The organism is Syntrophotalea carbinolica DSM 2380, from assembly GCF_000012885.1.
Taxonomy (GTDB): Bacteria; Desulfobacterota; Desulfuromonadia; order Desulfuromonadales; family Syntrophotaleaceae; genus Syntrophotalea; species Syntrophotalea carbinolica.
The window spans coordinates 784,707-806,715 of the sequence record NC_007498.2 but is presented as its reverse complement, the minus strand read 5'-3'; the positions used below and the strand labels follow the sequence as shown (position 1 = coordinate 806,715).

Annotated in this window: 16 protein-coding genes, 1 tRNA gene and 1 riboswitch; of the genes, 7 read left to right on the top strand and 10 right to left on the bottom strand. The window is 56.6% G+C overall.

Features of this window, described 5'->3' with window-relative positions:
* Positions 1–207: 207 nt before the first annotated feature.
* Positions 208–1,935, bottom strand: a complete 1,728-nt coding sequence (locus PCAR_RS04080) for an aldehyde ferredoxin oxidoreductase family protein (RefSeq protein ID WP_011340367.1) — start codon at positions 1,933–1,935, stop codon at positions 208–210.
* A 35-nt stretch (positions 1,936–1,970) separates the two neighbouring features.
* Positions 1,971–2,092: riboswitch (molybdenum cofactor riboswitch) on the bottom strand.
* A 255-nt stretch (positions 2,093–2,347) separates the two neighbouring features.
* Positions 2,348–3,865, bottom strand: coding sequence for a PAS domain S-box protein (locus PCAR_RS17665; protein WP_158447398.1), 1,518 nt, complete (start codon positions 3,863–3,865; stop codon positions 2,348–2,350).
* A gap of 284 nt (positions 3,866–4,149) precedes the next feature.
* Here PCAR_RS17665 and PCAR_RS17660 point away from each other — a divergent pair, with 284 nt between their 5' ends.
* The 4 genes from PCAR_RS17660 to PCAR_RS04055 all read left to right on the top strand — a co-directional run bounded on the left by PCAR_RS17660 (position 4,150) and on the right by PCAR_RS04055 (position 8,667).
* Entirely contained in the window at positions 4,150–6,303 is a 2,154-nt protein-coding gene (locus tag PCAR_RS17660; protein WP_011340365.1) for a putative bifunctional diguanylate cyclase/phosphodiesterase, read from the top strand.
* 93 nt (positions 6,304–6,396) lie between these two features.
* On the top strand, positions 6,397–7,209 hold the full coding sequence (locus tag PCAR_RS04065) for a TOBE domain-containing protein (RefSeq protein ID WP_011340364.1): 813 nt from the start codon (positions 6,397–6,399) through the stop codon (positions 7,207–7,209).
* A 37-nt stretch (positions 7,210–7,246) separates the two neighbouring features.
* Positions 7,247–8,089, top strand: coding sequence for an FRG domain-containing protein (locus tag PCAR_RS04060; RefSeq protein WP_011340363.1), 843 nt, complete (start codon positions 7,247–7,249; stop codon positions 8,087–8,089).
* A complete protein-coding gene (locus PCAR_RS04055; RefSeq protein ID WP_011340362.1) occupies positions 8,086–8,667 on the top strand; it encodes a nucleoside deaminase in 582 nt (193 codons plus the stop codon). The genes PCAR_RS04060 and PCAR_RS04055 overlap by 4 nt, the downstream gene beginning before the upstream one ends.
* Positions 8,668–8,773: 106 nt before the next feature.
* Here the strand turns inward: PCAR_RS04055 and phoU are convergent, their stop codons facing one another.
* The 8 genes from phoU to PCAR_RS04015 form a co-directional block, all read right to left on the bottom strand.
* The gene (gene phoU / locus PCAR_RS04050) at positions 8,774–9,421 is read right to left on the bottom strand and encodes a phosphate signaling complex protein PhoU (RefSeq protein WP_011340361.1); all 648 of its coding nucleotides are present in this window, start codon (positions 9,419–9,421) and stop codon (positions 8,774–8,776) included.
* A 25-nt stretch (positions 9,422–9,446) separates the two neighbouring features.
* Positions 9,447–10,229 (bottom strand): phosphate ABC transporter ATP-binding protein PstB, encoded by a 783-nt coding sequence (gene pstB / locus PCAR_RS04045; protein ID WP_011340360.1) that lies wholly within the window; start codon positions 10,227–10,229, stop codon positions 9,447–9,449.
* A gap of 13 nt (positions 10,230–10,242) precedes the next feature.
* On the bottom strand, positions 10,243–11,841 hold the full coding sequence (gene pstA, locus PCAR_RS04040) for a phosphate ABC transporter permease PstA (RefSeq protein WP_011340359.1): 1,599 nt from the start codon (positions 11,839–11,841) through the stop codon (positions 10,243–10,245).
* An 11-nt stretch (positions 11,842–11,852) separates the two neighbouring features.
* Complete coding sequence (locus PCAR_RS04035; protein WP_011340358.1) at positions 11,853–14,081, bottom strand: ABC transporter permease subunit; 2,229 nt, start codon at positions 14,079–14,081, stop codon at positions 11,853–11,855.
* A gap of 116 nt (positions 14,082–14,197) precedes the next feature.
* Positions 14,198–15,199, bottom strand: coding sequence for a PstS family phosphate ABC transporter substrate-binding protein (locus PCAR_RS04030; protein WP_011340357.1), 1,002 nt, complete (start codon positions 15,197–15,199; stop codon positions 14,198–14,200).
* Positions 15,200–15,388: 189 nt separating this feature from the next.
* A complete protein-coding gene (locus PCAR_RS04025) occupies positions 15,389–17,164 on the bottom strand; it encodes an ATP-binding protein (protein WP_011340356.1) in 1,776 nt (591 codons plus the stop codon).
* A gap of 2 nt (positions 17,165–17,166) precedes the next feature.
* Complete coding sequence (locus PCAR_RS04020) at positions 17,167–17,859, bottom strand: response regulator transcription factor (RefSeq protein WP_011340355.1); 693 nt, start codon at positions 17,857–17,859, stop codon at positions 17,167–17,169.
* Positions 17,860–18,228: 369 nt separating this feature from the next.
* Positions 18,229–19,575, bottom strand: a complete 1,347-nt coding sequence (locus PCAR_RS04015; protein ID WP_011340354.1) for a hypothetical protein — start codon at positions 19,573–19,575, stop codon at positions 18,229–18,231.
* A 236-nt stretch (positions 19,576–19,811) separates the two neighbouring features.
* On the opposite strand from PCAR_RS04015, the gene PCAR_RS04010 reads away from it, so the two are divergent.
* The 3 genes from PCAR_RS04010 to mltG all read left to right on the top strand — a co-directional run bounded on the left by PCAR_RS04010 (position 19,812) and on the right by mltG (position 21,913).
* Positions 19,812–19,888, top strand: a tRNA-Pro gene (locus PCAR_RS04010).
* A gap of 299 nt (positions 19,889–20,187) precedes the next feature.
* A complete protein-coding gene (plsY, locus tag PCAR_RS04005) occupies positions 20,188–20,778 on the top strand; it encodes a glycerol-3-phosphate 1-O-acyltransferase PlsY (protein WP_011340353.1) in 591 nt (196 codons plus the stop codon).
* A 64-nt stretch (positions 20,779–20,842) separates the two neighbouring features.
* Positions 20,843–21,913, top strand: a complete 1,071-nt coding sequence (mltG, locus tag PCAR_RS04000; protein ID WP_011340352.1) for an endolytic transglycosylase MltG — start codon at positions 20,843–20,845, stop codon at positions 21,911–21,913.
* Positions 21,914–22,009: the final 96 nt, after the last annotated feature.

The window sequence follows — 22,009 nt, the reverse complement described above, 5'->3', positions numbered from 1 at the left end:
AAATGAGGGTCAAGTCTTTTTTGCACAAGGATACTTTTACGATGCAGAGACATCGCACACCGAAAAAAAAAAGCCGCTCGGACCGAAAGGTCCGAACGGCAATAAATCTCAACCATGAACAGGAGGCATTAAAGCAGTCAGGGCAAGAACACCCACCCGGAAGGGTGCCCTTGCCCCGGCCCGGCGAAAGAGCCCCCTTTCGCCTAATTAAAAATTCCAGAATTCGTCGATTTCCTCGTCGCTGAAATCCCAGATGGCATTATGCGGCGGAACCTCCTCAAGAGAGAAGAATTCAGGCAACCGGTCATCCGCATTGCTCATGCCGGCGGCCAGGTTGAACTCATGCTCAAGTTTGAGAATCTTCTTACCGAGTTCAGCCACGCCATCGTTGTCAAGCTCGATACCGTAACGGGCAGAGACCATATCGTTGAGAGCCTCGGCACATTCGGGAATGTCGAGCATGGGGAACGCTACGAATACGCACATGCCGGTGCTGTCGATATAAGCCGTGCCGATCTGCAGGTTACGCGACAATTCGACCTGACCTTCTTTGCTCAAAGGATCGACGAACCCGCCGCACTTGAGGATATTGGTAGCGATTGAATAACCGGAGGTATGGTCCGCGCCCATCGTCGAGGTCGCATAGGTAATGCCGATCCCTTTAACCGAGCGGGGGTCATAAGCGGGGATACCCTGGTTTTTGACCACCGGCACCCGGGTCAGGCCGTAAGCATTGCCGACCGATCCCGTACCGTTGCCGATGATATGGCCCAGAGCGGTGCCTTTACCGACTTCTTCGCGCAGCAGTCGGATGGCGCCCTTGCCGTCGCCCCAGGGAATGATGCCGGCTTCCATCACCACGCCCATGCAGACCACGCCTTCGATGGAATCGACGCCGATATCATCCATGATATTGTCGCAGGTCGCGATATCGTCCAGGTCTTCGATGAGACAGTCGGCACCCAGTCCCCAGATGGTTTCATATTCGAAGCCGGAGGTCAGATAGTTGCCATCTTTGTCGTTGTAGACCTGGGAGCACTGAATCAGGCAGCCGGCATGGCAACCGTGCTTGGGATGGCCGTTGCGCTCCACGATGGTGTCGTGCATGGTTTCACCGGAGATCTTGTCGTGGTGTTCCCACTGACCATAACGGAAGTTCTTGGTCGGCAGACCACCGGCTTCGTGCAGGATATTGACCAGGATGTTGGTACCGTAGGTGGGCAGGCCCTGCCCCGAAACGGGGTGATCCAACAGCGCTTTGGCAAACACCCGGGCGGCCTTCTTGAACTTGTCGGGGTCGGCTATCGCCACTTTGCCGGCGCCGGTGCCGTCAACCGTGATGCATTTGATCTTTTTGGAGCCCATGACCGCGCCCATGCCGCCGCGGCCGTGGGAACGGATCTTGTGATCCGGGTCCTTGACGGAAATGTTGGCCATGGCCATGCGTTTTTCGCCGGGGATGCCGATGGTCATGACGCCGACTTTGGGGCCGAAACGTTTTTCCATCTCGCCGATGACGGCAAAGTTCTGCATGCCGACGACTTCCGACTCTTCATTGATGGTCACGCCGTCCTTGTCCACATGCAAACGGTACCACTTATCCTCGGCGGGAATCCCTTCGATGATCATGGCCTGAATGCCGAGCTTGGCGAACTGCTGGGCGGTCGTCCCACCGGCATTGGACTCTTTGATGCCGTAGGTCAGAGGGCTTTTACCGCCGCAGGACATGCGACCGGAGTTTGCGGCCGGGGTGCCCGACAGCATTCCGGGGGCAAAAATGAGTTTATTATTGGGACCGAGCGGGTGACAGGTGGGGTTTACCTCGGCCGCCACAATCGTGGTGGTCAGGGCACGGCCACCGAGGGTTTTCCATTCGGCGGGTACCTCTTCGGTCTTGACGGTCAGATCAGACATGTTGACACGTACAATGTGCATAGCTTGTTTTCCTCCCAATGCGAAATTAATGGAACGGAACTCCGGGATTATCTCCTTTCCAAACGCGGGAGGCATCGCCGTTTCCAGCGAAACCCTTTGGCCAGACGCCCTGAAGACCATCCCCTTAGGCGGACCTGGCTCGGAGACTGCCGCGCATTGAAGCGGCCATAGCTGCACGGGTCAGCTAAAAACCGTTGCGGGCGCGAAAGAACCGCTTGATTGGGTTATAGCACAAGCCGAATTCGGCAGACAGGTCATGATTCGGGGTATTTAAGGGTATTATCGCATACCCGATCGAACATTTTACTGCCTAAAACAGTGTTCGATGCTGTATACATCATCGCGAAGATGTTCGCTATCAAACCTGTACATGGCAAACCATTGAGGAACGGGCGAGGATTGTGCAGGATGGTCAGGCGTCTTGATCCACGGTGAGAGAACGACGCCCGATCAGGTAGGAATGCAGATTGACATTTTTGCCCCGCAAGCCCAATTTACGGCGGATATTTTTGCGGTGGGTCTGTACGGTTTCGAAAGCCAGGTTCATGGCTTCGCAGATATCCTTGGTGGAACACCCGGCCTGAATAAACTGGCAGATGCGCATTTCCGTCTTACTCAATTTCAGCAGATTGGCATCGATTTCCGACGCCGAACCGCTGGTCAGGCCGATAAGCTGTTCCCGCACGAGATCCAGATAGCTGGCGCGGATATTCTCGGAAGATTCGCCTTCAATGCGATCGATGGCCGGCAGCAGATGGGAACGAATCCTGCGCGCGAGGGTATTTTCGAACTCCTTGCGGTCACCGTCGACGCTTTTCATAACGTTGCGCAAGGTCACATTCATCTCTTCCACCTGCTGTTTTTCCATACGCAGGCGTTCTTCCAGGGCCTTTTGCCGGGAAATATCCCGCACAATGATGGACCAGAAGTGACGGCCGTCAATGGCGACAGAGGTCACCATGAAACTGGTCGGCAGCATGCTGCCGTCGGTCCGTCGCACCTGGATTTCCGCGCTCATGCTGGTTTCGCCACCTAGAGCCGCGACGCAGGAGGTAAGTGTCCAGCGGCCATGATTATCGGTCAGATCGCGCAAATCCTTGCCGATCAGTTCATCCGCACTGCAGCCATGAATCTGCCCGGCTCGCTGATTGGCCTTTACAATACGATAGTCATCGCTTAGCAGCAAAATACCGTTACCGACCGACTGAAATATGAGCCGCAGCATCTTTTCCGAGTTCGTCAGAGCTCGGGTACGTTCGGCGACCAATCTTTCAAGATGCTGGCGACTATCCACCAGCCAGGTTATATCGTTGAGAATCAGGATATATCCGGACGGCACATCGGCATGGGGGGCAAAGGGCACCAAGCGAAGATTAAACCATTGCCCGGCCCAGGACAGATAGATTTCATGGTGGGAATCGGGCGTATAAGCGGCAAGGACCTCATCCAGTCCGCTGCCGGACAGGGCCAGCAATTGCCAAAACGGGACACTGCGCCAGGCACACTCGCTGAAAAACTGCTCGGCGGCCGGGTTGAGATGCGTCACCATGCCGCGGGAATCCGACACCATGACCAGATTGGTGGTCGCGGAGAATATGCACTGCAGTTGTTCACGCTCCAGTTCCTGAAAGCGGTCCGCAGCGTCGGCAAAACCGTTATTCATCCCCAGTTCGGCAGCTTCAGGCCGACCCACGGCACCGACAACGGCCAAACTGTCCACGAGCTGCTGCAACCCCTCGAGGTCCTGACATGTCGATGGAAGCAGCCGTGCCACAACCCCCAAGGCATCGCGCAGACTGTCGATACACAATTGCGCATCATCGCCGATGGCCTGCCGTGCCCCCGACGATATCCCCAGGCGCCCCAACCGCAGCCTGATCCGGTCCAGGATCTCAGTCACCTCTTGTTCACGTCCCTCAATCCGTTCCATGGCCTTCATACTCCTCTCACCAACTTTCAGACCAGCATAGTGGTTCATCTGCCATCAAAAGTAAAGAGGCCCGGGAACAACCGCCGCAGGTTGATAAAAGGCTACTCTGCGGATTTTACCCTTGACCCCCACCCCATAACCATAAATAATACTTTGTAAATGTTTGTCATTAGATAGGCGTCACATTCAGGCGAATTATCCCATGGCGCCCTATCGTATCAACCAAAATCTTTTCCAGGCGGCGGAACATCTCTGTTAAAAAATCCTCGCGTCGGACGATAGCCATGCGCAGCCCATGCTCAAGCGGCAATCCCCCCATAAAAACCCGCAGCGACCTGTTCTGCATTATGCTGCGCGATGGTCACATTGTCGGCAGCAGCTTCGCCTGGCAGGCGCTGCTGGGCTACCCGCCGGAAAGTTTCCGTGCTCTTAAGCTGCAAAATCTGCTGACACCGGGCCAGGACCATTGCTGGTCGCGCATCCTTGCCAAATTACAAACACACAACGCGACATCGCTCCTGCTGCGCTGTGAGGCCGCCAACGGACGCATTCTCTACCTGCTGGGGCATTTCACTCCGGCGACCCCCGCATTACAGGGTGCCATCCGCGCCACGTTTCAGGATATCAGCATCTCCTACCAGGCCAAACTCCTTACGCGTCAGAGTTTTCGCATGGTGCGGCAGATGGCGACACAGACCAACGGCGCAATGGTCATGTTTTGCGACTCCGGCCGGGTCTGTCATTGGAGTCCCGAGGCCGAAGCCCTGTTCGGCTATCGAAGCAAGGACATCCTGCGCCGGGACATACGGTCGGCCATCCCCCTCTGCCACGACCTGGCTGCTCCGCAGACTACCGAGATATCCGGACACCCGCCGCCCTGTCCCGACCTCGCCCTTGATCCTCGGGAGGTCACCTGCCGTTGCAAGGACGGCACGCAGGTCACTGTCGACCTCAGCCTCGCCTCCTTCGCCACACACAAACGCCGCTACACCATCGGCCTATGTTACGATCGCCAGCGACATACCGCGCAGGATCGCCACATCCAGCAGCTGGCCTATTACGATCCTCTAACCGAACTGCCCAACCGGGTTTTGCTGCAGGAGCGGCTGGATCAATCCCTTGCCGAAGCGCTGCGCTCTCATCACCCCCTGGCGGTATTATTCGTTGATTTGGACCGTTTCAAGCAGGTCAACGACTCTTTGGGACATGCCATCGGCGACCAACTGCTCAAAATGGTCGGCCAGCGTCTGCAACAGTGTCTGCGCAGCAACGACACCGTTGCCCGCCTTGGCGGCGACGAATTCATCATCGTGCTGTCCGGATTCCGTCACCCGTCCAGTCTGCCGAAAATTCTGGATAAAATTTTCGATGCGTTGTCGAAGCCTTATCGCATCGAAATGCACCGCATCGTTGTTACAGCCAGTATCGGGGTTGCGGTTTGTCCGGACGACGGCACCGCTGCCGATCTGCTGATGCGCAATGCGGACATCGCCATGTATGTCGCAAAGGAAGAACGAGGCAACAGCTACCAGCTCTTTTGCCAGGAGATGAATCAGGCGCTGAAGGATCAGTTGGCGCTGGAAACCAACCTGCGACAGGCCGTGGACAACGGGGAATTCTTCCTGCTGTTTCAACCGCGCTTTCACCTCGCTTCCGAGAAAGTCGTCAGCATCGAGTGCTTTCTGCGTTGGAAGCGGTCCGACGGCAACATCCTGTCTCCCAAGGCTTTTTTACCCCGACTTGAAGAAATGGGGCTGATGGCGTCCCTCGGCAACCGCATTCTGCGCAAGGCTTGCGCCTTCGGCGCCAGCTTGCAACAAGCCGGCATGCCCCATATCCCGGTGGCGATCAATCTGTCCTGCAGTCAATTCAGGCAAAGGAACCTGCATGAAAGCATCGCTACCATTCTGCAGGAAACGGGACTGCCGGCAAACTGCCTGGAACTTGAAATCAACGAATGCACACTGCAGAAAAACGAAGAGCGGGCCGAAGAAATACTGCGCAGCATCAAGCGACTCGGGGTAAGCTGGTCGCTGGATAATTTCGGTCTGGGGTATACCTCCCTGCAAAGGCTGAAAACCCTGCCCTTCGACAATCTTAAAATCGACCGGCATTTCATCAGAAATCTCCCCGAAACCCAAACCGACGCCGCTATGGTCGGAGCGATCCTCGCCATGGCCCGCAATCTGGGGCTGGTGACCATCGCCGAGGGGATTGAGACCTTTGCCCAGCATCACCTCCTGCTGGCCATGGGCTGTCACTACGGCCAGGGATTTTTATTCCGGGAACCCTGCCGGCCCGGGGAACTTCAAACCTTCCTCCAAGCAGAAATCAGCCCACTCCAGCCTGCCTTCCCCACCATTGCGCCCCCCTTCACCGACTCCGATTGCAAAGCGCCCGAAAACACCCGTGCGACATCCGCCGGTCCCGTCCATTAAAATAAAAATAGAGATTTGCATTTGCCTTATCGCTGCAAAGCCACTAAATTAGTAAAGAAGCATTCAATCCGCTTATGCAGTAAGGAGCTTTGCGTGAAAAACAAAAAGACAGCAGACCTCAGTCTTACAGGTTCACTCTGGTTTAAAAAATCGGGGCAGGATTTTCTCGGCAGCAGCCGCATTCAGCTGTTGGAAAAGGTCGGCGAATTGGGATCCATCACCAAAGCCGGCAAAGCCGTCGGTATCAGCTACAAGACCGCCTGGGAGCAAGTTGAAATGCTCAACAATCTTTCGGATCAGCCGCTGGTTATCAAACAGACCGGCGGACGGGGCGGTGGCGGCACCCGATTGACCGAAGCCGGTAAAGAAGTTATCCACCGCTATCGTCTGATCCAGAAAGAACACGAACGTTTTTTGCGCTCGATCGGCGAACATCTGGAAGACGGCGAAGGATTTTATCAATTCCTGAGGAAAGTCAACATGAAAGTCAGCGCCAGAAACATATGGTCCGGGGAAATCACACAGTTGGAAAAAGGGGCGATCAACACCCTGGTCACCCTCAAACTCAAAGGCGGCGATTGCATCTCATCGTTGATCACCAACGAAAGTGTCGAATCCCTCGATCTGGCTCTTGGGGAGAAGGTTGTGGCCATGGCCAAAGCGCCTGCCGTCATGATCGTCAAGGAACTCGGCGCCGCCCAGCTCAGTGCCTGCAATATCCTGCGCGGCACCATCCAGCGCATTGTCGAAGCCCAGGTCGATTGCGAGGTGACCCTGGAACTGCCCGGCGGCAATACGGTAAGCGCCACCCTCACCAAAGCCAGCGGCCAGTCCCTCGAATTGCGCGAGGGCGAGGAAGCCTGGGCGGTCGTTCAGGAATCGAGCGTGATTTTGGGCAGGGTCTGACCCCGGATTTTCCACATCAGGCAGAAAGTACCCTTGCATGAATGAGATTCGCGTTCACAGTTACGACGAACTTCAAAAAGAGCTGTTTGCCGATTCATGGAACGAGGAAATCGGCCGCTTTCGTTCTCGATTCGCCTTCCGCGGCTTATCGGATGCCAGTTACTCTCTGAAAACAACCCTGATGCGCCTGGGCGGTAATTACGCCGACCTGGAGCGCCATTTGATGCGCAATTTCAAAAAATACGCCCATCGCTCGGCCGTGGAGTCCGACGCTTTCTGGAACTGGATGGCCGTGGCCCAGCACTATGGCCTGCCGACGCGCATGCTCGACTGGACCTATTCGCCGCTGGTGGCCATGCACTTTGCAACGGCCAACATCTGCAAGTTCAACCTCGATGGCGCGATCTGGGCAGTCAATTACGTCAAGACCCATAAACTGTTGCCTCGCCCCCTGTGCAACAAGCTGGAGGAGGAAGGGGCCAACGTCTTTACCGTTGAAATGCTCAACGAAGCGATCCCCAGTTTGCAGCACCTGCAGGATCTCTCGCGGGATAATGCCGCGCTGTTTCTGGAGCCGCCATCCATGGAGGATCGCATCGTCAATCAATTTGCCTTTTTTTCGGTGATGTCCGATCCGCAGCGGACGCTATGCGATTTTCTGCACGAACATCCTGCCATCTGGCGCAAGATCATCATCCCCGCCGAGCTTAAGTGGGAAATCCGGGACAAACTCGATCAGTCCAACATCACCGAACGCGTTCTGTTCCCGGGTCTGGACGGTCTGGGCTTATGGCTCAAGCGGCATTACAGCCCGCGCTGCATCGAGGAATGCGAACTGGTGCAAGGCATCGGAGGCCAGTTGCCCAGGCGTTCCCCATGAGCGATCCGGCCATTCACCTGCCCATGCCCGCCTGGCTGTCCGAAGTACTGCCTCCCCCCGAACAGCTGTTCGAAACTCCGGAAAGCCGCATGCGCCTGGCCATCGAACTGGCCGAGCACAATATCCGGCACGGCAGCGGCGGCCCCTTTGGCGCCGCGGTCTTTGACCTGGACAGCGGGCGGCTGATCGCCCCCGGCGTCAACCTGGTCACTTCGACCTGTTGCTCCGTGGCCCATGCCGAGTTGGTGGCCCTGATGCTGGCCCAAAAATACGTGGGAAGCTTTTCTCTGGCGGATGCCGGCCGCAATGCGGAGCTGACCAGCTCCACCGAACCCTGCGCCATGTGCCTCGGCGCCCTGCCCTGGGCGGGTTTGAAGCAACTGGCCTGCGGTGCGCGCGAAACCGATGCCCGCGCGGTAGGCTTCGACGAAGGCGACAAGCCGCCACAATGGCCCGGGCTGCTCGAAAAGCGCGGCATCCGTGTGTTGCGCGACATCTGCCGCCCCCAGGCGGTGGCCGTCCTGCAACAGTACCGCCGAATGGGGGGAGAGATCTATAACGGCAGGGCGCACAAGTAAGCAGCAATAAGCAACGACTCCGTATGGGGAAACCAGACCCACTATTGAAAAAGCCCCGCCGGTCCGGCGGGGCTTTTTAGCTATCCATATGTGCATCCACCGCAACTTAATACTGGTGTCGCACGATCTTGCCCTCAATGAGATACAGAGTATCCTCGGCAATATTGGTGGTCTGGTCGGCGATGCGCTCCAGATAACGGGAGATGACCAGAAAACAGATCAACGACTGGATACGCTCGGGATGCAGTTCGATCTGATCGATGACCAGTCGATACGTCTCATGGTGCATGCTATCGACTTCGTCGTCGAGACTGATGACCTCCCTGGCAAGCTGCGGATCGAGGTTGACCAGGGAATCCAGGCTCATTTTGACCATGTCGTGCACTTTACTTGACATGCCCGTGAAATCAAAGGGGATGGGCGTCTTTTCCATCTTCAGCAGATCGAGCACTCGCTCGGCGATATTCACCGCCAGGTCCGCGATACGCTCCAGGTCGTTGTTGATCTTGAGAATGGAGACAATAAACCGCAGATCGTTGGCGACCGGCTGATGCAGCGCCAGCACCTTCAGACATTCCTCCTCGATATCGACCTCGGTCTGGTCGACCAGCTCATCCGCGTCGATCACCTGCCGGGCAAGAGCAGCGTCCATACGGTTAAGGGCCACAACCGAACGGTCGAAACTCTCTTCGACCATGGCACTGAGAGTCAGCACCCGTTTTTTAAGACTATCGATTTCCCGTGCAATATGCATTCTTACCTCTTTGATGTTTTAGGCCTCAGCCGAAGCGCCCCGTAATGTAGTCCTCGGTCTGCTTGTTCCGCGGTTTGACAAACAGATCTTCAGTGACACCGTATTCGACCAACACCCCTTCGAACAGAAAAGCCGTGTAATCGGAAACCCTTGCGGCCTGCTGCATATTGTGGGTGACGATAATGATGGTGTACTTCTCGCGCAACTCGCTGATCAACTCCTCGACCCGCGCCGTGGACTTGGGATCAAGGGCCGAGCAGGGTTCGTCCATCAGCACCACCTCGGGGTTGACGGCAATGGCACGCGCAATACACAGGCGCTGCATCTGTCCGCCGGACATCCCCAGGGCCGATTCATGCAGCCGGTCCTTGACTTCATCCCATAGCGCCGCACTGCGCAGACTCTGCTCCACCGCCTGATCCAACACCGCCTTGTCCCGAACGCCGGCAATGCGCAACCCGTAAATGACATTTTCGTAAATGGACTTGGGAAACGGGTTGGATTTCTGAAAAACCATGCCGACCCTGCGCCGAAGCTCGATGACATCCATGGCCGGGGTGTTGACCTCGGTACCATCCAACAAGATGCTGCCCTCCACACGCGCCCCGTCCACCAGATCGTTCATCCGGTTAAGGCAGCGCAGCAGGGTTGACTTGCCGCACCCCGAAGGTCCGATCAATGCCGTAACCTTGTTGCGCGGAAAGTCCTGACTGATATTGTGCAACGCCTTGGAAGCCCCATAATAAAAGGCCAGATTTTTGACCTGGACTATCGGATCCGTCACCGCGACGGAAAGTGTTTCGCTCATAACCTCACCTTACTTAAAATGTCCCATACGTATAGCGCTTCTTCATTTTATTGCGCAGATAGATAGCCACACTGCTCATGACCAGAACGATAAGCACCAACAGCAACGTGGTCACAAACACCATCGGCTTGGCGGCCTCGACATTGGGCGACTGAAAGCCGATATCGTAGATATGAAACCCGAGGTGCATGAATTTGCGATCCAGGTGCACAAAGGGAAACGTACCGTCCACCGGCAGCGCCGGTGCGATCTTGACGACGCCGGTAATCATCAGCGGCGCGACTTCGCCGGCGGCGCGCGCCATGGCCAGGATCAGCCCGGTCATGATCCCCGGAGAGGCCATGGGCAGTAATATTCTCGTCAGGGTCTGGAATTTGGTCGCCCCCAAAGCCAACGATCCCTCGCGCACACCGGCAGGAATTGCGCCGAGAGCTTCTTCCGTGGCCACGATGACCACCGGCACGGTCAGTAACGAAAGGGTCAGACTGGCCCACAAAATGCCGCCGGTGCCGAAGGTCGGGGTCGGCAACTGCTCCGGAAAAAACATCCTGTCGATACTGCCGCCGATGCCATAGACGAAAAAAGCCAGCCCGAAAATCCCGTACACGATGGAGGGGATACCGGCCAGATTGTTCACGGCAATACGCACCAAGCGTACAATCAGACCCTCCCTGGCATACTCACGCAGATAAACGGCTGCCAGCACTCCGAGAGGAAAGGAAAACAGACTCATGATAAAAATCAGCATGACCGTGCCGAAAATGGCCGGGAAAAGCCCACCTTCGGTATTCGACTCACGGGGCGAGTCGCAAAACAGTTCTACCAATTTTATCAGGTAATAATGCACCTTATTGAAAACGGACATGCTGTTGGGCTGATAAAAACGCACCAGATCCATCAGCGGCATGCTCCGTTCGCTGCCCGAAGCATCGGCAAAAGTGGCGCGGTAGGCATGCACCTTGGCCGCCATTTCCGACTGTCGCAAAAGCAGCCGGTGAAACTCCTGCTGCTCGCCGTCCTGCTGCTGCCGGAGCGCGACAATGTCGGCATCGGTTGCTTTACGCCCCTTGTAAAGCAGACTTTTCTCTTTACGCTGGAGACGCTCCATGCGGTAACTGACAGCCGCAACCTTTTCATCCAGTGCTTCGAGATGCTCCTTTTGCTGCAGGACATATTCATGGGCCTGCCGCAATTGCCGCATCGGTTCCTCGCCAGTGGTAACCGCCAGGGCCTCGGGACTCAAACCGACGATGCAGCCGTAAAAATTGCCGTACTCCATACGCTCCAGCACAACCGCATCGTCGAGATACTCGATGCTTGAAATATCGGATTCGTCGACCCAGCGAAAATCGAGGCCGTAGAGTTCGCGATTGCCGACCTTGAACTGCAAACGCTCGCCCTGTCCTTCATAAACCGGTTCGCGGCGCATGATTTCGCCCATGACGGAACCACCGTCGTGCAGTGTCGCTGTCGCCACCCGCGATGGCCAGAAAACCCCGAGACCGTTAACCAGCACCACTACGATCAGCACAGCCGCCATCAGCAGGGTGACGGATAATGCCGCACCGGTCAGCCAGATAAACGGCTCGCCTTTTTTCCAAAAACTTTTCATATGCAATCCTGTCAAAACCGGCCGTATTTTTTACGCAAATGCTGACGCACCAGCTCGGCAACGGTATTCAGAATAAAAGTCATGACAAACAGAATAACGGCGGAAAGGAACAACACCCGATAAAGGGTCCCGCCGACTGGCGCTTCGGGTATTTCGACCGCGATATTCGATGACAACGGCCGCATGCCGTTAAAAATACTCCAGTCCATGATGGCCGTGTTGCCGGTGGCCATCAGTACGATCATGGTTTCACCGATGGCACGGCCAAAACCGATCATGGTGCCGGCGAAAATACCGGGACTGCCCGACGGCAGAATCACCCGCCAGACCGTCTGCCAACGGCTGGCACCAAGGGCCAGGGACGCTGCCTTGAGGCTCCCCGGTACATTGGAAAGGGCGTCCTCGGCCATGGTGAAGATAATCGGAATCACAGCAAAACCGAGGGCGAAAGCGATAATGATGTTGTTCCGGGTATCGTAACGAATGCCGGTTTCGCTAAACAGCCAGAGCTTGAAATTACCGCCAAAAAGTGCCGTCTCCGCCACCGGCCCCAGCTTGACAGCACAAAACACTGCGGCGATAAGCACCGGTGCCAGAAGCAGAAACTCCAGACCGCGATCCAGATTTTTGAAGCGCGGACTTTTACAGACGAACTGCCACAGGATCATGGCCCCGAGCAGGAACAACGGCACAAAAGCCAGACTTAAAAACAGGGATGGAATCGATTTTTCCAGCAGGGGCGCGAGCCACAAAGCCGCCAGAAAACCGATGATGACCGACGGTATGGCCGCCATCACCTCGACCGCCGGCTTGATCATGCCACGCAACCGGGGATGCCCGAACTGGCTGGTGTAAATGGCCCCCAGGATCGCCAACGGCACAGCAAACAACATGGCATAGAGAGTGCCCTTTATGGTACCGAAAATCAGAGGCGTAAGACTCATTTTCGGTTCGAAATCGTCCGTGGCCGCCGACGACTGCCACACGTACCCCGGCTCGTCGTACCCCTCGTACCACACCTTGCCGAACAGGGTCTTCCATCCGACTTCCGGATGCGGATTATGCACCCTCCACAAATACGCCATGCCATCGGCATCGACTGCAAACAGACCGCGTCCGTCGGGGGACAGGGTACTGTTCAGCATCGGAGCCCGGGTCTGAAGACTGAGCAAGTGACGCTCACTGGTCATATGATCCAGATGCAGCACACCGGCCGCATCGACGCTTATCAGGGATTTATCCCGCAACGAGGGATAGATGGTCTTTACCGCCGCATTGTGGGAGGTCAGCGTGTGTATGCGCTGTAGATGCTTGCCCTGCGCCTGTTCCGATACGCGCACCGGGAACCAGGTGGAAAGCCCTCCTTTGGCATCGCCGACAGCCAGCGACACATCTCCGAAAACCAGGGCCAGCGCGGTAATGGCTCTGCGATCCGGAAAAGCGGGCAATCGATCGAGAAGCTCCGCCTCGCCCGGCTCGGAGAGATCCCAACGCAACAACGTGCCCTGGTCGGTACCTGCGTACAGTGCCCCGCCCGCGTGATCCATGGCAAGAGCGGCGACAGCCTCATCGGGCTGGCCGGTCAGGGTAAATGCGTGATCCGCCGTCTCCAGGTTGCCGAACAGGTCTTCGCTCTCGACATGCTGTCGCACCAGCAGGCTGCCGTCCGCCAGCAGCGCCACCTGCGTCTGACGGCCGTCTTCGGAAACCCGTGTCAGGGCCTGCTTGACAGCACCTTCGCGGGGTGCGGGAAAGGCTGCCAACCGCACCACCTGCTGATCCTGCAGACGCCGGCCCTGTTCATCGAAGCTTGTCGTAAAACGGACGTGCTCGAGGGTTTGCGATCCGTCATCCCACAGAACGCCGAAAGACAGCCCGGCAAAGCGCTCGACGGACTTTACCGTGGCGCCGGCCGCGGGAGGTTCCAGTCGTATCTCCCGCGCAACCCGTCCCGTGGGCGGCGCATAAAAGCGCACCACCCCTTGTGCGTCGAACACAAAGGGATACTCCAGATAATCATCCAGACCTGCTGCGACAAGTGACGTCGCCGGTGCGGATGAGGTCAACGGAAACTGGGTGACCTCATCCGTCCGTGCCCCCTGAAAAAGCGGAAAGGTAACACGGGCGATGAGGAAAAGAATCAGCAGCACGCTGAAAATGATCGCCATGCCGCCTACGGTGATGACATGGCGGGCAATGCGGTCCCTGCGCTTGACCCGTTTGAGGATTTTATGATTCATCGACACCTTACCAATGCAATCTGTTCAAAATGCAACTGTGCCTGCCGGCTCCAGGAACCGGCAGGCTTGCGTAATTTAATATGCCGTGGCCATTGCGGCCATATACGGCGGCATTTTTACTTCAAAGCTTCCAGCTGTTTGGCCACAACCTGCGCCGGGAGAGGCAGATAACCGTCTTTGACCACGATTTCCTGACCTTCCTTGGACAGCACGTATCTCAGGAATTGTTCGATGTTTTTGGCCAACGGCTTGTTGGGGGCTTTGGCCACGTAAAGGTAGAGCATGCGGCCCAGGGGATACTTGCCGGCCAGCACGTTTTCGTAGGTAGGCCCGTAGGCGGTGCCGCCTGCCTGCTTGGCCAGAGCGATCGCCTTGACACCGGAGGTTTTGTAGCCGATACCGGAGTAGCCGATACCGCCGCGATCTTCCGTAACGGACAGTACCACAGAAGCCGAACCGGGCTGTTCCTTAACGATATCCTTGTAATCGCCTTTGAACAGCGCATGTTTCTTGAAGTAACCGTAGGTACCCGAGGCGCTGTTACGGCCATAGACACTGATGGGCTGCTGTGCCCAGGAACCGGTGAGGCCGACCTGCCCCCAGGTCACGATATCCTGCGCATGACCGCCCTTGCGGGTTTTGGAGAAGATGGCATCGACCTGGGGCAGGGACAGACTGTCCACAGGATTATCCTTGTTCACATAAACCGCCAGGGAATCGAGGGCCACGCCGATCATGGTCGGCTTGAAACCGTGCTTTTTCTCGAAAGCTTCGATTTCCACACGCTTCATCTTGCGGGACATGGGGCCGATCTGGGAAGTCCCTTCAACCAACGCCGGAGGTGCGGTACTGGAACCTTTACCCTCGACCTGAATGTTGACATTAGGATACTGCTTGCGGAAGCCTTCAGACCACAAGGCCATGAGATTATTGAGCGTATCGGAACCGATCGAGTTCAGGTTTCCCGACACCCCCTGAACCTTGGTATAGCTTTTCAGCTTGGGATCAACCTTGATATTGGCGGCATGCCCGGTGGATGCCACCAAAGGCATTGCGACAACCGCCGCCAGCGCCAGGCCGACGGCTTTTTTCCAACCCTTCACTACCTTGATGCTCATTCTGCTCTCCTTTTTTGAGAAAATGCGGTTGCTCATCATTTGACAAGGGAAATAATCAATAACCTTTGAAACGTGAGCCATTCTGGTCATGAAGTGTTAGGTTCATATTAGATTGACATGAATAGTTTGCAAGCCCGGACGCCCTGCCGACAAACCTGAAAAGCCTTGAAGTTCTGTTATTCCAAGACGTTAACCATGAGGCAGAATAATCCGGAAGACACTGCCCTTACCCGCTTCGCTGTCAACCGTTACGCGCCCGCCATGGGCCTGAACGATATGCTTGACAATCGACAGTCCCAGACCGGTGCCGCCCGCACGACGACTGCGGGCCTTGTCGACACGATAAAATCGCTCAAACAAACGGGGCAGATGCTCGTTGTCGATACCGCATCCCTGGTCTCGGACTTCAATAACGGTTTGCCGGGCGTCACGCCGCGCCTCGATCCACACGGTTCCGCCGGCATCGCTGTATTTGATGGCGTTATCGACAAGATTAACGACAGCCTGCTCCAGCAAGTGCGGATTGATCTCCGCACTGATCTCGGCAGCGCACGACAGCACAAGCTCGATGGATTTATCCCTGGCCTTCATGTCGCAGGCATGTACAGCCGCCTGCAACACCGGCACGACAGGCGCCATGGACAGCTCGAGAGCCTGGTCGTTCTGACCTTGTTCGATGCGGGACAGGTCAAGCAGATCGTCAATAATGGCATTGAGCCGTTCGGCCTGTTTGGCAATGATCCTCAAAAATCTCACGGCATCTTCGGGGCGCTCCATGGCACCGTCGAGCAGGGTTTCAACCGACCCCTTGATGCCGGTGATCGGGGTCTTCAATTCATGCGAAACGTTGGCGACGAAATCCCGGCGGATATTTTCCAGCCGATGCAACCGCGTTACATCGTTGAGCACGATCAGCACCCCGATCCCCCGGCCTTCCTCTTCCTGGAGCACGGTTCCGTGGGCCTGCAAAAAGCGATCGCCGTCGGTGCCGGGCAGCACCACTTCCCCTTCCACGGGAACTCTGCTGGACAAGGCACGCTCCACAAATCGCTGCAGGCCGGCCTTGCGCAACACCTCCTGGATGCCACGTCCTTCCACGGCCTCCGGAGACACCTGAAACAGATCGGCCGCGGCGCGATTGAGGTGAATGATACGCTCGTCGTTGTCGAGGGCCAGAACCCCCTCCACCATGCTGGTCAATACCGCCTGCTGTTCGTTGCGCTGACGGATAATGGTCCGGATGCGGTCGTCTAGTTGCCCGGCCATGACATTCATAGCTCCGGCCAGAGCGCAGATTTCCCGCGACCCGGACGCCGAAAGCTGATGATCGAAACGCCCCTGGGCAAACTGTTCGGCACCCCGTTTCATCAATTCCAGCGGACGACTCAAGCGCCGGGAAAGATACAAACCGACCAGGCCGGCTGCCAAAGCGACGAGCAGTCCGCTGATAACCACGTCACGGTAGACAGCCTCCAGCTCCCAGCGGATATCATTCACCGCGCGCGCCGTGCGAACCACACCGATGACCTGGTCCTGGCTACGAACCGGCAGGGCCACGTACATCATATGTTTCTGCAAAGTGCGACTGTAATGTACCGCCTGCGCCACCTCCCCCCGCAAGGCCTGGGACACTTCCTGCCGCCCGGCATGATTTTCCATGCGCCGTGGATCCTCCCGGGTATCGCCGACCACCACTCCCGAGGGTAGAATCACCGTGAAGCGGGTTGCGGTAAGCTCTCCCAGCTCCTTGCAGAGCGCATCCAGGGCAGCGTGATCATCGGAAGACAGCATGCTGCCGACCCGATTCTCGAACAAATGACCCCTTGCCTCGAGATCCGCTTTGACCTGGCCCAGATAAAACACCCGCAACTGGTGCGAAAAAAGCCAGGTCGCGGCCACCATGGCAAGCAGGATAATAAGCACATAGGATGGATAGATCTGCCAAAAAAGCGGTTTTTTACGCATACTCAGCCCTTGAAGCGGTAGCCGACGCCCCGCACTGTCTCGATGTATTTACCGTACGCCCCCAACTTCTTGCGCAAACCCACAATCTGCACATCGACCGCCCGGTCGGTGACCGAATAATCATCGCCGCGCACCGCATTGACAATCTGGTAGCGGGTGAAGACCCACCCCGGCCGGCTGGCCAGAAAATGCAGAACCCGAAACTCGGTAAACGTCAGATCGACCGGCACACCTTTTACGGTCACCTGGTTGCGCCCCGGGTGGATCACCAAATCGTCGATGTGCACCACCACCTGATCGGCACCCGTCTCGTCGGCGCTTTCCCTGCGCCGCAGAACCGAGCGTATACGTGCAATGAGGATCTTGGGGCTGAAAGGCTTGGTGACATAGTCGTCGGCACCCAGTTCCAGACCAGCCACCACGTCCGCTTCCTCCCCCTTGGCGGTCACCATCACCACCGCTATATGCCGCGTATCGGCATTTTCCTTAAGCGCCCGGCAGACCTGCAAACCGTCCATACCGGGCAACATCAGATCCAGAACCACCAGATCGGGGGGATCTTCAGCCAACGTTTCGAGCCCTTCTTCGCCGGTCCCGGCGAGGGATACGCGAAATCCTTCCCGAACCAGGTTATAGTGCAGCAAAGCAAGGATATCCTCTTCGTCCTCTACCACCAGAATATGTTTTTTTGCCATAGGGCAATCCAACTCCTCTCCTTGAATGAGTCTGTCGCCTCAGCATGTATCGCACAAATGTTAGGCTCGTATTAGAATACCGCCAAGCGACCTTCTCGCCAAGAGAAGGTAATGAAGATAGTTGAACCTGGCAGTTTATTCTCCGGACGCGACTCCATTCAAAACCCCGGTTCGTCAAGTTATGGCTACAGGCCATCCGACGGCCACCGCAGCAGCCAAAGCAGCGTCGGTCAAGGCACTACGCACCATGCCTGGCGTACAATCAAAAAATGGCCGTCCGTAAAACGGACGGCCAACGGCGGGAAAACCGCCCGGTCCGAGAAGAAGAGAAGAGGACCGGGCTGGGGGCGGGATTTTTACTTAAGGCGATTAGAATTTGAAACGCAGGCGCGCATCGGTACGGAAGACATCGTCACTGTCGCCATCGGTTCCCAGGGCATCCCAGGCATCGCCACCGACCAGGTAACCGGCATTGATTTCGGCTTTGAGACCTTTCATGATGGTGTAGCTGACACCTGCCACAAACTCGTGCCCGATTTCATCATCGCCGAGCAACTCGTCTTCGGCGGTGTTATGCCAGAAATACTTGGCCCACACCTTGGTCTTTTTGTTCAGCTTGTGGGTCAAACCGGCATACAGCAGTTTATATCCCTGGTCGAAGATATAGGGTGCCTGGCTGAAGGAGTTGTCGTCGCAGTAGTTGTCGAAAATAACCACCGAACCGAGCATCGAGGTGGAGATGTCGATGACATCGAAGTTTTCCAGATCGTCATCATTCGGATCGTCATCGCCGGATGCGTACAGGCCGCCGAGGATGAAGGTATTGGCACCCACCGTATAATCGAGCTGCCCGTGGAACAAAAAGGCACTGCGGTCATAATCGCCTTCATCGGCGGACAGTTCCCCGACCAGGTAAATACCGGTGGCGGTACCGGAAAGCGCGCCCCATTTACCCTTGCCGGAAAGTCCCAGCCAGATTTCGGTATCCTGAGCGTTGGTCACAACATCGTCGACTTCGCTATCGACTTCTCCCGAATCCATGAAAACGACGAAGGTATTGAGGGAGTTACCGTTTTCGAACCGATAGGTCAGATCGGCGGCATAAGCGTCATCATAATCGCTCTTGTCGTCACCACCGGCGACCTTGTTGCTGGCCACATCGTCACGGAACCAGCCAAGAGAGTACGTCCAGGAACCGCTTTTGCGCTTCCATTTGACACCGGCGGCATTGTCGGACCAGAGCAGTGCATTGTAGCCGACCGGCTGCAGACCGACGGTCAGGCGGGAAGCCGGATCGAAAGGCACCTCGATGTCGGTATAAGCCCAGCGCAGTTCGAAAACGTTATCGTCGCCGCCGAAATCAGCGCCTTCACCGCCGAACTTGGAGGAACCGAACTCAAAAGCTACCACGCCCTTGACTTTGTTTTCGTCATCGGAAGCCTGCAACCACATGCGATACTTGAGCTCGCCGAAAAAATCGCTGTCATTTTCGCCTTTTTTGGTTGCTCCCGAGTTTTTGAGATTGGAATAACTGCTGGCCCCGCCGATGCTGACGTATTTGGCGCTGTCCTTGACGGTCCTCTTGGAAAGATCCGCCTGGGTGCTGTACGAAAAGCGATTGTTCAGATCCCCATGCCACTCCACATTGATAGCCATGGCCGGGGTTGCCAACGCTGCCCCCAACACGGCCGCTAACAGAACTTGCCACTTCTTCACGGTTGGTACTCCTTTCAGTCATGTAAACAAAAAAATAGATAAAGATGCCTTGCGGCACGACCTGCTCATCGAGCGAGTGGACTATGCAATCCGAATGTTAACCTGCAGTTAAAGTGCAGCTATATTTGCGTTACGGGGATGAGATACGGCATTCGGAGTGCCGACAGGTATCGGGAATGGAAAAAGGGGGTTGCAATTTGCGGCGAGGCGTGATAGTTATTTGCGTCCAGTCAGAACGGGATGTAGCGCAGTCTGGTAGCGCACCTGCTTCGGGAGCAGGGGGCCGCTGGTTCAAATCCAGTCATCCCGACCAAAGATTACCGTTTCCCCGAAAACGGTTAGCCCCACCCCTTCACAGGGAGTGGGGCTTTTTATTTTTATGGGACCGTTTCCTTCCCGCCAGCCGCTGCGCTCCGGCAAGGTTCTTGCCTTTTATCCGGCAGCATGATACAAAGCGGGTTCGTCTTATTGGTAAATTTCGCTCTTCAGCTGCGCAAAGAATAAGTCGTCGCGGGCAGCGAAATCCGGGGGGCCGCCGACTTTTTCCGTCTCCCGACTTTCTATCTTACGTCGAAGCGGCCATGGCCGCTTTTTTGGTATATGGAGTCTGTCATGACAAGTTTCTACATAATGTTACTTGCCGCCTACCTGATCGGAGCCATCCCCACCGGCGTAGTTCTTACGCGACTGGTCGGCGCCAGCGATATCCGCAATTCAGGCAGCGGCAACATCGGTGCCACCAACGTCTACCGGGTGGCCGGCAAAAAGCTCGGCGTTCTGACCTTGATCGGCGATGCGCTGAAAGGTGCCGTCCCGGTATTGATCGCCATCAAGCTGACTGATCTGGGAGATGCACAGGTGGGGGCCGTGGCCGCCGCAGCCTTTATCGGACACTGCTATCCGGTGTACCTGAAATTCAAGGGCGGTAAAGGCGTAGCCACCGCGCTGGGCATCTTCCTGGTCCTCTCGCCCCTGGCCGTGCTGGGAGCCTTCGCCGTCTTCGCCCTGTTGGTATGGAAATGGCGTTACGTATCCCTCGGCTCCATCTGCGCCGCCGCAGCTATTCCAATTCTGGTATACTTCACAGAGGGCAATCCAGCGCTGGTTGCGACCACCATGTTTATCAGCCTGATTGTCATATGCCGCCATCACCAGAACATCCAACGCCTGCTTAACGGCAGCGAAAACCGTTTTAAGGCCTGACGCTCGATGCCGCCGCTGCTCTTTTCCGCGAGCAGCAGCCGCTTCGGAATGGCCTCATGGAGTCATGAGAATACGTCCCCTACTTTTAAGTAGTGCCGCTGTAGTACTGACGGCAACGCTTGTCTTCGGCTTGCCCTTCGGCTTGTTTGTTCTGCGCCCCATCCTGCCACAAGCTCCGACCATCATTACCGTTGAGCCGGGCCAGTCGTTCAGCCGGATCGCCAGCAATCTGGAACGGCAGGGCATCGTCAGCAGTGCGTTCAACCTCAAGATACTGGCAACTCTGCGCGGCGCCGCCCGCCAGGTACAGGCCGGTGACTTCAATTTTGCCGCCGCGACCCGGCCTGGGCAGGTACTCGATCGGCTTATTGCGGGCGACACCCTGCGACTGCGCGTCACCTTGCCGGAGGGTTTGACCACGGTACAGATCGCCGAGCGTTTGGAGCAAGCCGGCTACACCGATCATAAGGAATTCCTGCGACTGGCCACGGATCCTGCGTTTGCGCACAAACTCGGCATCGATGCACCCACCCTGGAAGGCTACCTGTTCCCCGAAACCTACCGTTTCGGGGCCAACCTGCCCAGTCGGCATCTGCTGCGTTTCATGGTGGATCAATTTAAAAAGCACCTGCCTCAACAAGTAGTTGAGTCAGCCGAAGCTCTCGGCCTCGACCGCCATCAGCTGGTAACAATGGCATCCATCATTCAAAAAGAAACCGCCAGAAAATCGGAAATGCCGGTTATCTCGGCCGTTTTCCACAACCGCCTGAAACGCAACATGCCCCTGCAGGCCGATCCCACCGTTATTTACGGTATTGAAAATTTCAACGGCAACCTGACCCGCCGCGACCTGCGCACCCACACGCCATACAACACCTATACCCAGCGCGGTTTGCCCATCGGCCCCATTGCCAACCCCGGCGCCCGGGCCCTGCGCGCAGCGGCCAATCCGGCCAACGTGGCCTATCTCTATTTTGTTTCCAAGGGCAATGGCAGCCACCAGTTTTCGCGTACCTTGCGAGAGCACAATGCCGCTGTCAGACGCTTTCAACTGCGCCACGTAGCCAAAGTCGAAAGCAGCGAAGTCGAGGGTTCAGACGAAACGCCTGAATCCCAGGCCATCGAGGCGAATTGATCCCGATCCGGACCTAGCGGTCTCCACCCCCGTTCGGATCGTTTCGCGCACCCGAACCTGCACACCACCACCTCCGGAGATAAGCAGACAGCTCCC